This window comes from Ornithinimicrobium ciconiae, assembly GCF_007197575.1.
In the GTDB taxonomy this organism is placed as follows: Bacteria; Actinomycetota; Actinomycetes; order Actinomycetales; family Dermatophilaceae; genus Ornithinicoccus; species Ornithinicoccus ciconiae.
Genome location: NZ_CP041616.1, coordinates 1,931,399 through 1,945,686 on the forward strand (window position 1 = coordinate 1,931,399; position 14,288 = coordinate 1,945,686).

The window sequence follows — 14,288 nt, forward strand, 5'->3', positions numbered from 1 at the left end:
GCGCCCAGGCGAGTCCAGCCGCGCGCCCACGTCAGGGTGCCACGGGATAGTGGCTGCGGATCGCCAGGCGGTTCCAGGTGTTCATGACGATCGCCAACCAGCTGATCGCGGAGACCTGCTCCTCGTTCAGCGAGCCGTTGTCCCACCCGCGCGGCTCGGGGACCGGCAGACGGGTCACGTCCTCCGCCAGGGCCAGAGCGGCCTGCTCCTGCTCGGTGAAGTACTGCGACTCCCACCAGGCGGCGACGACGGCTAGGCGGTCGGCCGTCTCACCCCGGGCGGTCGCGTCCCGGACATGCATCCGGAGGCAGAACGCGCACCCGTTGAGTTGAGAGACGCGGATCTTCACCAGCTCACCGAGGAGCGGGTCGAGGCCTGCCCGGATGAGTGCTTGGTCGGCGTTCTTGTTCAGTGCGACGACGTCCTGATAGAGCTCGGGGTGCTGCTTGCTGAGGTTCACGATGGTCATCGTCGCGCACCTGCCGCCCGTGGTCGACCGCGCACCAGAGCCAGCGGCAGGGTCGCCAGACAGGTCCCGGCCACGACCATCATCGCGGTGCCGAACGAGGTGCCGGCGGCGACCAGCCCCACCAGCACCGAGCCGAGCCCCGTGCCGGCGTCGAAGCCGATATTCCACACGGCACTCGCCTGGCTGTAGTGGCGACGAGTGACCGCTGCGAAGGTGATCAGCATCGTCAGGTTCTGCAGGCCGCCATAGGACACCCCCACCACCGCCATACCGACTAGGAGGGTCGCGGCCACGGTTGCGGAGGGGTCGCCCACGGCCCAGGCGATCAACACCATCCCCACGGCGCTGAGCACCACCAGCGGCCAGACGAAACGCTCCGGCCCGGACCGGTCCGCCAGGGCTCCCATCCGCCATCGGGCCAGAGCCGCCGTCGAGGAGAACAGCGCCAGGCCGATGACCGTGAGGGTGGTGCTGCTGCTCATCTGCGCGGTGAACGTGATGAGGGCGCCACCGGCCAGGGTCACCGCCAGCAAGAGCAGCATCGGCCGGATCAGTTGTCCGTAGGGTGCCCGACCGCCCTGCTCCTCCGGTGCCGGTCGGGAGTGCACCACCCGGCCGAGGGCGAGCGCCGCGGGCGCGCCGAGGACCGGGACGGCACCCAGTGCGAAGACCACGCCGAACCCGATGTTCTCGGCGAGCCACGGAGCCGCGGGCAGGAGTCCCACCTGGGTCGAGGCGATCGCGAGGCCGTAGACACCGACCGCCCGGCCACGCTGGGCGGCGGGCACCAGGTCGGCGACCACCGCGCTGCCCGTCACGGTCAATACCCCGAAACCGGTGCCCCGCAGCGCGGACAGCCCAAGGGTGATGCCCAGGTCGTCGCTGAGCAGGTGCAGCAGGCTGGGCACTCCGAGCGCGAGCATGCCGGTGGCCATGACCGCGCCCCAACCGAAACGTCGCAGCGCCGCCGGCACGACGAGCTGGGTCAGGACAGTGACCAGCATGAAGATGCCGTTGACGAGGCCGGCGCCGGCCTCGTCGGCCCCCCCGTGCACGGCCCACAGCGGGGCAACCGGCAGCAGCGCGGCATACCCGGCGAAGCCAAGCAGGGTCATGGTCAGCAGGGTCCGCATCCCCGGGACCTGCCAGACGGAGGTGGTCACATCAGCGGACCCTACGCGGTGCGTCGAGCGGCGTGTTTGGTGTGGACCCTTGACAAGTGGTGGCTGTGTGCGTCACTCTCTTGTGAGAGCGCTCTCACAAGTGTTCCGACACCACTGACCGGCGGCAGATCCCGCCATGTGACAAGGGAGTTACACAGTGCACACCACCCGGCGAACGATCACCGCGGCGGTCGCGATGACCGCGATGACCTTCACTCTCGCCGCCTGCGGCGGAGGAGACGACGAGGGCAGCAACGGCGACGACAGCACCTCGGGCAACGCCGATGGCGGTGAGCAGATCACGCTCACCGTCGCGACGTTCAACGAGTTCGGTTACGAGGACCTCCTCGACGAGTACGAGTCCCTCCACGACAACATCACCGTCGAGCACGTCAAGGCGGACACCGCCGACAACGCGCGCGACGCCCTGCGCAACAGCCTGGGAGCCGACTCCGGGGCAGCCGACATCGAGGCCATCGAGATCGACTGGCTCGTGGAGTTCATGCAGTATCCCGACAAGTTCGAGGACCTGGCTGACTCCAGCGTCGAGGGACGCTGGCAGGACTGGAAGGCCGACGCCGCCACCACCGATGACGGCCAGCTCATCGGCTACGGCACCGACAACGGCCCGCAGGCCATCTGCTACCGCGCCGACCTGTTCGAGGAGGCCGGCCTGCCGACGGACCGCGAGGAGGTGGCCACCCTCCTCGAGGGTGACTGGCAGCACTACTTCGACGTGGGCAAGGACTTCGTCGCCTCCTCCGACGCGGCCTGGTTCGACTCGGCCAATGCCACCTGGCAGGGCATGATCAACCAGGTCGAGGTCGCCTATCAGGACGAGAGCGGCGAGATCATCGCCACCACCAACCCTGAGGTCAAGGCGCTCTACGACCAGGTGCTCGCCGCCGCCGTGGACGACGAACTGTCCGCCGGACTCGGCCAGTGGAGCCCGGACTGGTCCAACGGTTTCCAGCAGTCCTCCTTCGCCACCATGCTCTGCCCGGGCTGGATGCTGGGCATCGTCGAGGGCAACGCCGAGGGCATCGAGGGCTGGGACGTCGCCAATGTCTTCCCCGGTGGCGGCGGCAACTGGGGCGGTTCCTACCTGACCGTTCCCGCCCAGGGTGACCACGTCGAGGAGGCCAAGGCGCTGGCCAACTGGCTCACTGCGCCGGAGCAGCAGATCAAGGCCTTCGAGGCCAAGGGGACCTTCCCCAGCCAGGTCGAGGCCCTGGAGTCTGAGACGCTGCTGCAGTCCACCAACGCCTTCTTCAACGACGCCCCGACCGGTCAGATCTTCGTCGACCGGGCCAACGCCGTCACCTTCCAGCCCTTCAAGGGGCCGGACTACTTCTCCATCAACACCGCCCTGCAGGACGCGCTCACCCGCGTCGACGTGGACGGCACCGACGACCCCCAGAGCTCTTGGGACAAGTTCGTCGCCGACGTGGAGGCGCTGGGCTGAGCCGTGAGCACCACATCCACGCTCCGACCCCCGACGGAGCACGCTGAGCCGCCCCCGAAGCGCATCGGCTTCGGGGGCCGGCTCAGCCGGTGGGACCTGAAGCTCAGTCCCTACCTCTACATCTCCCCGTTCTTCATCCTGTTCTTCGTCACCGGCCTCTTCCCGCTGGTCTACACCGGGTGGGTCGCGGTCCACGACTGGGACCTGATCATGGGCCAGGGCGAGTTCGTCGGGACCAAGAACTTCACCGATGTCCTCGGCGGGCGCGACTTCTGGAACGCTCTGGTCAACACCTTCAGCATCTTTGTGCTCTCCTCGGTGCCCCAGGTCATCGCCGCCCTGACGATCGCCGCCCTGCTCGACGCCAACCTGCGGGCCAAGACGTTCTGGCGGATGGGAGTCCTCCTGCCGTATGTCGTGGCCCCCGTGGCCGTGTCCCTGATCTTCTCCAACCTCTTCGCTGACAAGTTTGGTCTGATCAACAGCATGCTGGGCCTGGTCGGGATCGACCCCATCGGCTGGCACTCCCAGCGACTGCCCAGTCACGTCGCGATCGCGACCATGGTCAACTTCCGCTGGACCGGCTACAACGCCCTGATCTTCCTGGCTGCCATGCAGGCCATTCCCAAGGACCTCTATGAGCAGGCCTCGATCGACGGGGCGGGCAAGATCCGCCAGTTCTTCGCGGTCACCGTGCCAATGCTGCGCCCCACGATCATCTTCATCGTCATCACCAGCACCATCGGTGGACTGCAGATCTTCGACGAGGTCCGCCTCTATGACCAGTACGGCCGCGGCGGCGCCGACGGCCAGTGGCAGACCCTGACCATCCTGCTCTACGAGCAGGGCTGGACCCGCGCCAACTTCGGTCGGGCCTCGGCCATCGCCGTGCTGCTCTTCCTGATCATCGTCGCCATCGGCCTGATCAACTACCTCATCACCCGACTGATCTCCACCGCGGAGGTGAAACGATGAGCACCATCACCCCAGTCCCAGGGGAGCCGCTGCTTGCCGAGCAGCCCGAACCCGGCCGACGCTCCAGTGGCCGGTCCTACAGCGACCGCCCGGGCAAGCTCGTCTACGGGCTGCTGGCTGCTGTCGTCCTCGGAGGGCTCTTTCCCCTGTGGTGGTCCTTCCTCATCGCCAGCCACGACTCCACGGTGCTCGCCCGGGACCCGTTCCCGCTGGTGCCCGGCGGCAACTTCGTGAAGAACGCGGCGACGGTCATCGACACGGTCGACTTCTGGAAGGCGACCTGGAACTCGATCGTGGTCTCCACGGTGGTGTCCGCCTCGGTGGTCATCTTCGCCACCCTGGCCGGCTACGCGTTCGCCAAGCTGCGTTTCCGCGGGCGCGGACCGTTGCTGGTCTTCGTCATCGCCACCATGGCGGTGCCCACGCAGCTCGGTGTCGTCCCGCTCTATCAGGTGATGGCCAAGCTGGGCTGGACCGGTGAGCTGGTGGCGGTGATCGTGCCGGGCCTGGTGACCGCCTTCGGCGTGTTCTGGATGACGCAGTACCTCTCCTCGGCCGTCCCGGACGAGCTGATCGAGGCTGCGCGCGTCGACGGGTGCAACATGATCCGCACCTTCTGGCACGTGGGCCTGGTCGCCGCGCGGCCTGCCGCAGCGATGCTCGGACTGTTCACCTTCGTGGCCACCTGGACCAACTTCTTCTGGCCGTTCATCGTCCTCGGTCCGCAGAACCCCACCCTGCCCGTCGCCCTGCAGCAGCTGCAGGCCGCCCACTTCGTGGACTACTCACTCGTCCTGGCCGGTGCCCTCCTGGCAACCGTGCCGCTGCTGATCCTGTTCATCTTTGCCGGGCGCCAACTGGTCTCCGGCATCATGCAAGGAGCCGTCAAACAATGACCACACCACTGACCTTCCCCACCGGCTTCCTCTGGGGATCGGCCACCGCCGCCTACCAGGTCGAGGGCGCGGCCTGGGAGGACGGGCGCGGTGCCTGCATCTGGGACACCTACGCACGCACCCCCGGCATGGTGCACGAGGGACACAACGGTGACGTGGCCTGCGACCACTACCACCGGTATGCCGAGGACGTCGCCCTGATGGAGAAGCTCAACCTGGGTGCCTACCGGTTCTCCGTCTCCATGGCGCGCGTCATGCCGGACGGGCGGACCGTCAACCAGGCCGGTCTGGACTTCTATCGCCGGCTCACCGACGAGCTGCTCGCTCGCGGTGTCGTGCCCTGGCTGACGCTCTACCACTGGGATCTTCCCCAGGCGCTGCAGGACGAGGGTGGCTGGCCCAGCCGGGACACGGCATACCGCTTTGCCGAGTATGCCGGAGCCGTCCACGACGCGCTGGGGGACCGGATCCGGTTCTGGACCACCCTCAACGAGCCCTGGTGCAGCGCCTTCCTGGGGTATGCCGAGGGCCGCCATGCACCGGGAGTCACCGATCCCGTCGCTGCCCTGCGCGCCGCCCACCACCTGCTGCTGGGGCACGGCCTGGCGATGCACGAGCTGCGGGCCCGCGACGCCGACCTGAGCCTGGGCATCACCTTGAACTTTGCCAACATCACCCCCGCCGACCCGGAGGATGCGGGGGACCGTGACGCGGCCCGGCGCATCGACGGGATGAGCAACCGCTACTTCCTCGACCCGCTCTTTCGCGGCGCCTACAGCCCCGACATCCTGGAGGACCAGCGATCCCTGTGGCCCGACGACCTGGTGGTCGACGGGGACCTGGACCTGATCAGTGCCCCGATGGATGTGCTCGGGGTCAACTACTACAGCGGCAGCACGGTCCGTGGCGTCCTGCCGGAGGAGGCCAACGCCGCCGCCGACCGGGCCCGCGCTGCGGGGCAGCTGACCGCCAACGTGGGCTCGGAGCACGTGGAGTATGTCCCGCAGGATGTGCCGCACACCGGCATGGGGTGGGAGGTGCGCCCGCAGGGCCTGACCGAGCTGCTGCTGCGCCTGCAGCAGGACTACACCGGGCCGGCCGGGGTGCAGCTCTATGTGACCGAGAACGGTGCGGCCTACGACGACGTGCCGGATGACCAGGGCTTTGTCCAGGACGACGAGCGCCTCGACTATGTGCGCACCCACCTCGGTGCCGTCCATGACGCGATCGAGCAGGGAGCCCAGGTCCAGGGCTACTTCCTGTGGTCCCTGCTGGACAACTTCGAGTGGGCCTACGGCTACGACAAGCGCTTCGGTGTCGTGCGCGTGGACTACGACACGTTGACGCGGGTGCCGAAGGCGAGCGCCCGCTGGTATGCCGCGGTGGCAGGATCGAACCGGATCGACTGAGAGGAGTTCCGCCATGGCCACCGGTAACGCGCCCACGCTGGAGGACGTCGCCGCCCGAGCCGGCGTCTCCCGGGCGACGGCCTCGCGTGTCATCAACGCCGACCCCCGGGTGCGCGAGGCTGCCCGCCTGGCGGTCCACGCGGCGGTCGCCCAGCTCGGCTACCGGCCGAACCGGGCCGCCCGGCGGCTGGTCACCCGCGCCGCCGACTCGATCGCCGTCGTGGTGCCGGAGTCGGACGAGCGGGTGTTCAGCGACCCGTTCTTCTCCGGCACGCTGCGCGGCGTGACGCGGGCGGTCGGTGACCTCCCCATGCAGGTGGTGCTCGTCATGGGCAAACCCGATGACGGCGACCACCGGATGGAGCGCTACCTGCGCGGTGGTCACACCGACGGTGCCATCGTGGTCAGCCATCACCAGAACGACAACCTGTGGCGGGTCCTCGCCGAGACCCAGCTGCCGTCGGTCTTCCTGGGGCGGCCGTATGCCGAGGAAGCCCGGGTGCCCTATGTCGACGTCGACAATGCAGCGGGTGCTGCACTCGCTGCCCGCCACTTGGTGGAGCGAGGCTGCCGCCGCATCGGCACGGTGACCGGACCATTGGACATGAGCGCCGGGCAGGACCGTTTGGACGGCTGGCAGCGGGTGCTCGTCGAGGCCGGTCTGAGCACCGACCTGGTGGAGATCGGCGACTTTGCGGCAGCCGGGGGAGCCCAGGCGACCCGGCGCCTGCTCGAGCGGTGCCCGGACCTGGACGGGATCTTTGTCGCCTCGGACCAGATGGCCGTTGCTGCGATCGGGGAACTTGCCGTGGCCGGGCGACGCGTCCCCGAGGATGTCGCAGTCGTGGGCTATGACGACTCCACGGCCGCCACCATGAGTCGCCCGGCGCTGACCACCGTGGTGAACCCCATCGCCGAGATGGCTTCCCGCGCAGTGGATCTGTTGCTGCGCGTCATGGATGGTGATGAGGTCGAGCCGGCCATCTTGCCCACCGCCCTCGTCGTGCGCGAGTCGGCCTGAGGGGTGGACCGGAGACTCACAGGCCCGTGGCGTCGACGCCGAAGGTTGCCTGCGACTGCGTGAATCCCTCAAAGATCAGCTGGTCGATGAGTCCTTGCCGCGAGAACCCGGAGAACTCCAGATAGTTCTCTGCAGACTGTGCAGCTTGCTCGTTCCAGTCCACGTCGAGGTGGTTGACGGCGAACTCCGCGTCGGCGGTGGAGAAGTCCTCGAACTCCAGCTGTTCGACCAGCCCGGACTGGGAGAAGGCCGTGAAGCTCAGGTAGCTCTCGGCGGAGCGAACGGCGTTCTCCTGCGACCTGGTCAGTTCCGGCTCGGCTTGGGCGGCGGGCCTTTCCTCGTCGGCCGGCTCTACCTCGTCGGCCGGCTCTGCCTCGTCGGCCGGCTCTGCCTCGTCGGCCGGCTCTGCCTCGTCGGCGGACGGTGCTTCGGGCGTGGACGGTGACTCCGCCACGACCTCGGTGGCGTCGGCGACGGTGGCGGGCTCGTCCTCCCCGCCGACCAGGCTGCCCACGACGATGAGCCCCGCGATGATGAGCAATGCCGTCATGACCTTGTGCCGGCGGAACCAGGACCTCTTCGGTGCTTCAGGGTGATGCTGCGGTGGCACAGGGGGCGCAGGTGGGTGACCGTGACCTGGTCCCCAGCTCTGATGGCCCCCCTGCTGTCCATGAGGAGGTGCGGGCGGTGGATCCTGCCAGGTGGCGCCATAGTGCGGAGGCTGCTGGCCGGGAGAGGGTGTGGTCACGATGACTCCTCGCTGGTCGTGGGTGAGAGCCACCAGCAGACCGTGGTCAAGGCGTGGGGCACATCGGCCGACCAGACAGTCCCTGCTAGCCGATCGGCTACCGTCGCCGGGGCTGGACTCTCCAGGTGGTGGCGCTGCAGTGTCAGTGGTCGGCCCTACCGTTCGGGACATGTCAACGTTGTCGCCGAGCACCGAGGGGCTGTCGTCCGCCGCACCGCTGCGCGTGCCCGCACGCGGCTTCCCGGGTCTCCGCGGCGGTTTGAGTTGGCTAGGCGCACGCGCTCGCTTCCTGGCGATGGTCGCACTCTGTCTTCTGGGGTCCCTGCTCGCCATGGGCACGAGCCTCAACCGCTACGTCGAGGCCTCAGCGACGGGAGAGCTGAGCATCCTTCAGAGCATGTCCATCCTGCTGGCCACGGTCGGTGCCGTCGTGGCCGTGATGGCACTGCGACGGCGTCACACCGCCCCTTACGCTGTGACGCTGGTGACCGCCGCGCTGCCGCTCATCGTTCCTCTGGACGCCACAGCAGCCCTGTTCGCACTGGCGGCGCTCGTGCGGGTGCGAGCTGAGCGTGCGGTGTGGGCGTGCGCCGGACTGGTCGGTCTCGCGACGGCAGCGGCCCTCTTCCGGGATGCCTCTGGTGCCACGACTGACTCGTCCATGCTGAAGTCGATGACCTCCACGCATGCACCGGGCCAGGTGGTCGAGATGGACCTGTCCCTGTGGGTTCCCGTGATCGTCTCTCTGGCGCTGCTGGGCACGTCGGTGGGTGCCGGCCTGTTCATGCGCAACCGTCGAGCGCTGGTGGCTACGCAGGGGCGTGCCCGGGCTGCCGAGCAGAGTCATGACCTCCTCCACAGCCGGCTAGGGCGTCAGGCAGAGCGAGACCTCATCGCGCGTGAGGTGCACGACGTCATCGGTCACCGGCTCTCGCTGCTGTCCCTGCACGCCGGCGGGCTGGAGGTTGCCGCCGATGGTGACACCCGGCTGGCACACAGCGCTGCGCTGATCCGGCAGAGCGCCCAGCAGACGATGGAGGATCTGCAGTCACTGCTCCGAGTGCTGCGCGAGCCCGAGACCACGCCTTACAACCGGACGGCGATGCCGTCACTGGCGGATCTGCCGACCGTGATCGACGAGACCGTGGATGGCGGCATGCCGGTCGTCTCGACTGTCTATCTGTCCCAGGCCGAGGACGCCGACCCGGCCCTGGCCCGCGCGGTCTACCGCATCGTGCAGGAGTTGCTGACCAATGCGCGTCGCCACGCACCGGGTGCTCCCGTGCGGTTGCTGGTCAGGGGTGGCCCGGCCGAGGGCATCCGCATCGAGACAGCCAACCGCCTGACCACCCAGCCCCTGAGGCCGCCGGGCAACGGACTGACCGGGATCTGCGAACGGGTAGCCCTGTGGAATGGCACGGTGCGTCACGGGCTGGACGAGCAACACGCCTTTCGGGTTGCCGTGCACCTTCCGTGGGCGGCTGCCGCTGCCTCACGGGCCGACCGGCAGGAGGTGCAGGTGTGAGACGTGAGTCCCGGCACATGGGTGACACGCCCCTCGGCGGTGGCCCCGGCGCGGACACCCGGGCGACTACAAGCGGTGACGCACGACCGGTGCGTGTGCTGCTGGTGGATGACGACCCGCTCGTCTGCTCCGGGCTGGAGCTCATGCTGTCCTCCGCGGGAGGGATCGCCGTCGTGGCCTCGGTGGGTGATGGTGACCTCGTGGTGCCCGCCGTCCAACAGCACTATCCCGACGTCGTGCTCATGGATGTGCGCATGCCTCGGGTCGACGGGATCACGGCGACACGCGAGGCGCTTGCCCAACCCAACCCTGCCCGGGTGATCGTCCTGACCACGTTTGCCGAGGACTCGGCGGTGATGCGGGCGGTTGAGGCGGGCGCCGCCGGATTCCTGCTCAAGACGGCCGCCCCAGCAGAGATCATTGACGCGGTCCGGCGCGTAGCAGCAGGGGAGGGAGTCCTCTCACCCGCGAGCGTCCCAGAGCTCTTTCAGCATGTTGCCACCCATCCCGTCGTCTCCCGGCGACGGGACGCGGCCACGCGTCTCACGGGACTGACCACCCGTGAGCGAGACATCGTCATCCGGGTCGCGCAGGGCCTGTCCAATGCCGAGGTGGCTCGTGCGCTCTTCGTCAGCGAGGCCACCGTCAAGAGCCACCTAGGAGCAGTGATGGGCTCCCTGGGTTGCTCGAGCCGGGTCGAGGTCGCTGTCCTGGCAGAGCGAGCGGGCTGGTTGCACGAGGACTCGGCCGTCGGGCACGCAGGGTCAGCAATGGGACGGTGAAACTGTCACTGTCCGAGGCAGATACGCGGTCTGCAGGTGGCGATATGTGAGCCTCAGGACGGCGTGAAATGGTCCAGAAGGCCATCTCGGGAGCGTTTCTCGTCCGGCCTGTGAGCGGTTCCACAGCCTCAAAACTGTATGAGTATGCGGTTTGCCGTATATTCTGACCCTTCCGCCAGCCTTCTTGAACGGGAGACTTCGCATGCACCGACTCGACCCGGCTCTTGAGCCGCTCTACGAACTGGTCCTTCAGCGCAATCCCGGCGAGACCGAGTTCCACCAGGCTGTGCTCGAGGTGCTGGACAGTCTCGGGACCGTGGTGCGCAAGCACCCCGCCTACGCCGATGCCCGCGTCATCGCCAGGGTGTGCGAGCCGGAGCGACAGATCATCTTCCGAGTGCCGTGGGTCGACGACAACGGGCGCATCGAGATTCACCGCGGTTTCCGGGTCGAGTTCAACTCGGCGCTGGGCCCCTACAAGGGTGGCCTGCGTTTCCACCCCAGCGTGCTGCTGGGCACCGTCAAGTTCCTCGGCTTTGAGCAGATCTTTAAGAACGCCCTGACCGGCCTGCCCATCGGCGGCGCCAAGGGTGGCTCCGACTTCGACCCCAAGGGTCGCTCGGACATGGAGGTCATGCGTTTCTGCCAGTCCTTCATGACTGAGCTCTACCGGCACATCGGCGAATACACCGACGTGCCAGCTGGTGACATCGGAGTCGGTGGCCGCGAGATCGGCTACCTCTTCGGTCAGTACAAGCGGATCACCAACCGCTATGAGTCCGCAGTGCTCACCGGCAAGGGCATCGGCTGGGGTGGCTCACAGGTGCGTCGCGAGGCAACCGGTTACGGTCTGGCCTATTTTGTCGAGGAGATGCTGCACACCAAGGGCGCCTCGTTCGACGGCCAGCGGGTCGTCGTCTCCGGGTCCGGCAACGTGGCGATCTACGCCATCGAGAAGGTGCACCAGCTCGGTGGCACGGTGGTCGCCTGCTCGGACTCCAGTGGCTATGTGGTGGATGAGCGGGGGATCGACATCGAGCTGCTCAAGGACGTCAAGGAGAACCGACGCGAGCGGATCTCCACGTATGCCGAGGACCGGGGCGCCCGCTTTGTCGCCGGCGGCTCCATCTGGGACGTGCCCTGCAAGGTGGCACTGCCGTGCGCCACCCAGAACGAGCTGGATGAGAACGGTGCCCTGGCCCTGGCCAAGAACGGCTGCGTCGCGGTCGGCGAGGGAGCCAACATGCCCACCACGCCCGAGGCGGTCAAGGTGCTGCGCGATGCCGGGGTGCTGTTCGCACCGGGCAAGGCCGCCAACGCCGGTGGTGTGGCGACCAGTGCCCTGGAGATGCAGCAGAACGCCTCCCGCGACTCCTGGTCCTTCGAGCACACCGAGGGGCGTCTCGCCGAGATCATGCGAGGCATCCACGAGCGGTGCGCGTCCACCGCCGAGGAGTATGACGTGCCCGGCAACTATGTCCTGGGTGCCAACGCCGCAGCCTTTGTGCAGGTGGCCGACGCCATGATCGCCCAGGGTGTGATCTGACCGGACGTCAGTCCATCCGCATCCGACGGGACCGGCGCCACCGCAGGATGAGATCGGCGAGGGCGCCGAGCACCAGCGACAGCCCGACCCCGACCGCAGCACTGAACAGCGGGTTGCCATCGACCCAGGCGGCCGCCAGCAGGCCGAGGCTGAGCATGTAGAACGCCCATACGGTGCCGCCGATGATGCTGATGGGCAGAAACCGGCGGTGCGGGTAGCCGCTGGCGCCGGCGGCGAGGTAGACCGCGACCCGTCCCACGGGCACGAAACGCCCGGTGAGGATCACGGTGGCGGGCCGTCGTTCCAGCTGGCGACGACCGGCGTCCAGGGCGCGGGCGACGCGCCCGGCCCGGAGTCGGTCGAAACGTCCCGGGCCCAGTGACCGCCCGATGGCGAAACTCAGGTTGTCACCCGTGATGGCGCCCAGGGCCGCCACCGCGATCAGCAGGGGCAGTGACGGGGGACCATCGAGGGCAGCCAGGGCCATGACGAGGGCCTCGCTGGGGACCACGGGCAGGATCCCGTCCAGCACAATCAGCAGGTAGGTGGCACCCAGCAGCCAGGGCTGTTCGGCGGCAGCGATGAGTGCCGTGTTCACGGCGTCGAAGAACTCAGACATCGCTGCCCTGTCAGTCGTGCGGAGGTGAGCCCGGCCCCCTGATGAGCGGCCCAGGAGCGAAGACTACGGGACACCCGAAGGCAGCCCTATGGTCAGCCACGTCACCCGATTCGGCAAAGAACTCGCGTGGGTGCTTGCCAGATGGCTGTGATCTGAGTCACCCTGACGCGTAGCCATGGGGCGCAGTCCCAGGGCCTGGAACTCAGGAGGGCGACATGAGTGACGCAAGGGTGGACGAAGCAACCGGTGAGCAGCAGACCGAGCTCAAACGGGTCCTCGGGCCAAAGCTGCTGCTGCTCTTCATCGTCGGCGACATCCTGGGCACCGGCATCTATGCCCTGACCGGCAAGGTGGCCGGTGAGGTGGGCGGTGCCGTCTGGTTGCCCTTCCTGGTGGCCTTCACCATCGCCATCATCACGGCATTCAGCTATCTGGAGCTGGTGACCAAATATCCCAAGGCCGGCGGTGCCGCGTCGTTCGTGCACCGCGCCTTCGAGATCCACTTCATCACCTTCCTGATCACCTTCACGGTGATGGCCAGCGGCATCACCTCGGCTTCGACGGCCTCGCGGGCGTTCGCGGAGAATATGTTCAAGGGCTTCCACTGGTTCGTGGAGACCGGTGCGGACGGCCAGACGGTGGTCAACGCCGGAGCCATCTCGGTCGGCGCACTCTTCTTCATCCTGCTGGTCGCGGCCATCAACTTCCGCGGTGTGGCCGAGTCGGTGAAGGCCAATGTGGTGCTGACCCTCATCGAGCTGTCCGGTCTCCTCCTGGTGATCTTTGTCGGCCTGTGGGCGGTGGCCGGGTTCTCCGGCGCAGAGGTCGACTTCTCAAGGATCACGGTCTTCGAGAGCCCCAGTGGCAAGAACGCCTTCATGGCAGTCACGGCCGCGACCGGACTGGCGTTCTTCGCCATGGTCGGCTTCGAGGACTCGGTCAACATGGCCGAGGAGACCAAGGAGCCGAGCAAGATCTTCCCCAAGGTCATGCTCACCGGCCTGCTGATGACGGCCGCGATCTACCTCATGGTCTCGATCACGGCCGTGGCGCTCGTGCCGGTGGGGGAGCTGTCCCAGGGAGGCACGCCGTTGCTCACCGTGGTGGAACGCGGTGCCCCCAACCTGCCGATCGACACGCTCTATCCGTTCATCGCGATGTTTGCCGTCGCCAACTCCGCGCTGATCAACATGATGATGGCCTCCCGACTGCTCTATGGCATGTCCCGGCAGGGGGTGCTGCCCAAGCCGCTGGGCATGGTGCACCGGGGACGGCAGACCCCGTGGGCGGCGATCATCTTCAGCACGCTGCTGGCCGTCGGCCTGATCCTGCTCGTCCAGTCGGTCGCCAACCTCGGTGACGTGACTGCCCTGCTGCTGCTCGGCGTCTTCAGCGTCGTCAACGTGGCCTGCCTGGTCCTGCGCAAGGACCGGGTCGAGCACCAGCACTTCACCGCACCCACGGCCTTGCCCGTCATCGGTGCCCTGGCCTGCGCCTACATGGTCGGCCCGTGGACCGGCCGTGACGGATCGGTCTATGAGATCGCCGGGTGGCTGCTGGTCATCGGCGTGTGCCTGTGGGCCCTCACCTGGTTCCTCAACCGGGCGCTCTATGCCAAGCCGACCCGGATCAAGGACCCCACGGACCTGACCAACACCGACGACTAGGCG

Annotated in this window: 13 protein-coding genes; 9 read left to right on the forward strand and 4 right to left on the reverse strand. The window is 67.7% G+C overall.

The genetic code is table 11. The annotated features are described in order from the left end of the window. Positions 1-31 precede the first annotated feature (31 nt). Both FNH13_RS08780 and FNH13_RS08785 read right to left on the reverse strand, forming a co-directional pair. Complete coding sequence (locus FNH13_RS08780) at positions 32-469, reverse strand: carboxymuconolactone decarboxylase family protein (protein WP_143783102.1); 438 nt, start codon at positions 467-469, stop codon at positions 32-34. Continuing rightward, on the reverse strand, positions 466-1,632 hold the full coding sequence (locus FNH13_RS08785) for an MFS transporter (protein WP_228266669.1): 1,167 nt from the start codon (positions 1,630-1,632) through the stop codon (positions 466-468). Before FNH13_RS08785 ends, FNH13_RS08780 begins: the two co-directional genes overlap by 4 nt. Positions 1,633-1,789: 157 nt before the next feature. Between FNH13_RS08785 and FNH13_RS08790 the strand changes: the two genes are divergently transcribed. The 5 genes from FNH13_RS08790 (at position 1,790) to FNH13_RS08810 (ending at position 7,398) form a co-directional block, all read left to right on the forward strand. Continuing rightward, positions 1,790-3,097, forward strand: a complete 1,308-nt coding sequence (locus FNH13_RS08790) for an ABC transporter substrate-binding protein (protein ID WP_228266670.1) — start codon at positions 1,790-1,792, stop codon at positions 3,095-3,097. A 63-nt stretch (positions 3,098-3,160) separates the two neighbouring features. Further along, entirely contained in the window at positions 3,161-4,072 is a 912-nt protein-coding gene (locus tag FNH13_RS08795) for a carbohydrate ABC transporter permease (RefSeq protein ID WP_407669975.1), read from the forward strand. Further along, a complete protein-coding gene (locus tag FNH13_RS08800; protein WP_143783104.1) occupies positions 4,069-4,968 on the forward strand; it encodes a carbohydrate ABC transporter permease in 900 nt (299 codons plus the stop codon). The genes FNH13_RS08795 and FNH13_RS08800 overlap by 4 nt, the downstream gene beginning before the upstream one ends. Next, positions 4,965-6,377 carry a GH1 family beta-glucosidase gene (locus FNH13_RS08805; protein ID WP_143783105.1) on the forward strand — a complete coding sequence of 471 codons (1,413 nt, stop codon included), beginning with the start codon at positions 4,965-4,967 and terminating at the stop codon, positions 6,375-6,377. Before FNH13_RS08800 ends, FNH13_RS08805 begins: the two co-directional genes overlap by 4 nt. A 13-nt stretch (positions 6,378-6,390) precedes the next feature. Next, entirely contained in the window at positions 6,391-7,398 is a 1,008-nt protein-coding gene (locus FNH13_RS08810) for a LacI family DNA-binding transcriptional regulator (RefSeq protein WP_143783106.1), read from the forward strand. Between the two features lie 16 nt (positions 7,399-7,414). Here the strand turns inward: FNH13_RS08810 and FNH13_RS08815 are convergent, their stop codons facing one another. Next, positions 7,415-7,948, reverse strand: a complete 534-nt coding sequence (locus tag FNH13_RS08815) for an Ltp family lipoprotein (protein ID WP_143783107.1) — start codon at positions 7,946-7,948, stop codon at positions 7,415-7,417. Between the two features lie 367 nt (positions 7,949-8,315). Here FNH13_RS08815 and FNH13_RS08820 point away from each other — a divergent pair, with 367 nt between their 5' ends. The 3 genes from FNH13_RS08820 (at position 8,316) to gdhA (ending at position 11,999) form a co-directional block, all read left to right on the forward strand. Further along, a complete protein-coding gene (locus tag FNH13_RS08820) occupies positions 8,316-9,671 on the forward strand; it encodes a sensor histidine kinase (RefSeq protein WP_165700066.1) in 1,356 nt (451 codons plus the stop codon). Further along, complete coding sequence (locus tag FNH13_RS08825) at positions 9,668-10,453, forward strand: response regulator (RefSeq protein ID WP_228266671.1); 786 nt, start codon at positions 9,668-9,670, stop codon at positions 10,451-10,453. The genes FNH13_RS08820 and FNH13_RS08825 overlap by 4 nt, the downstream gene beginning before the upstream one ends. Before the next feature lie 202 nt (positions 10,454-10,655). After that, entirely contained in the window at positions 10,656-11,999 is a 1,344-nt protein-coding gene (gene gdhA, locus FNH13_RS08830) for an NADP-specific glutamate dehydrogenase (protein ID WP_143783109.1), read from the forward strand. 7 nt (positions 12,000-12,006) lie between these two features. Here the strand turns inward: gdhA and FNH13_RS08835 are convergent, their stop codons facing one another. Continuing rightward, positions 12,007-12,618 carry a DedA family protein gene (locus FNH13_RS08835; protein WP_143783110.1) on the reverse strand — a complete coding sequence of 204 codons (612 nt, stop codon included), beginning with the start codon at positions 12,616-12,618 and terminating at the stop codon, positions 12,007-12,009. 215 nt (positions 12,619-12,833) lie between these two features. On the opposite strand from FNH13_RS08835, the gene FNH13_RS08840 reads away from it, so the two are divergent. Further along, on the forward strand, positions 12,834-14,285 hold the full coding sequence (locus FNH13_RS08840; protein ID WP_143783111.1) for an APC family permease: 1,452 nt from the start codon (positions 12,834-12,836) through the stop codon (positions 14,283-14,285). Positions 14,286-14,288 lie beyond the last annotated feature (3 nt).

Coding starts and splice junctions, on each gene's coding strand:
- FNH13_RS08780 (WP_143783102.1), bottom strand. CDS start 469: ATGACCATCGTGAACCTCAGCAAGCAGCACCCCGAGCTCTATCAGGAC.
- FNH13_RS08800 (WP_143783104.1), top strand. CDS start 4,069: ATGAGCACCATCACCCCAGTCCCAGGGGAGCCGCTGCTTGCCGAGCAG.
- FNH13_RS08805 (WP_143783105.1), top strand. CDS start 4,965: ATGACCACACCACTGACCTTCCCCACCGGCTTCCTCTGGGGATCGGCC.
- FNH13_RS08810 (WP_143783106.1), top strand. CDS start 6,391: ATGGCCACCGGTAACGCGCCCACGCTGGAGGACGTCGCCGCCCGAGCC.
- FNH13_RS08815 (WP_143783107.1), bottom strand. CDS start 7,948: ATGACGGCATTGCTCATCATCGCGGGGCTCATCGTCGTGGGCAGCCTG.
- FNH13_RS08820 (WP_165700066.1), top strand. CDS start 8,316: ATGTCAACGTTGTCGCCGAGCACCGAGGGGCTGTCGTCCGCCGCACCG.
- gdhA (WP_143783109.1), top strand. CDS start 10,656: ATGCACCGACTCGACCCGGCTCTTGAGCCGCTCTACGAACTGGTCCTT.
- FNH13_RS08835 (WP_143783110.1), bottom strand. CDS start 12,618: ATGTCTGAGTTCTTCGACGCCGTGAACACGGCACTCATCGCTGCCGCC.
- FNH13_RS08840 (WP_143783111.1), top strand. CDS start 12,834: ATGAGTGACGCAAGGGTGGACGAAGCAACCGGTGAGCAGCAGACCGAG.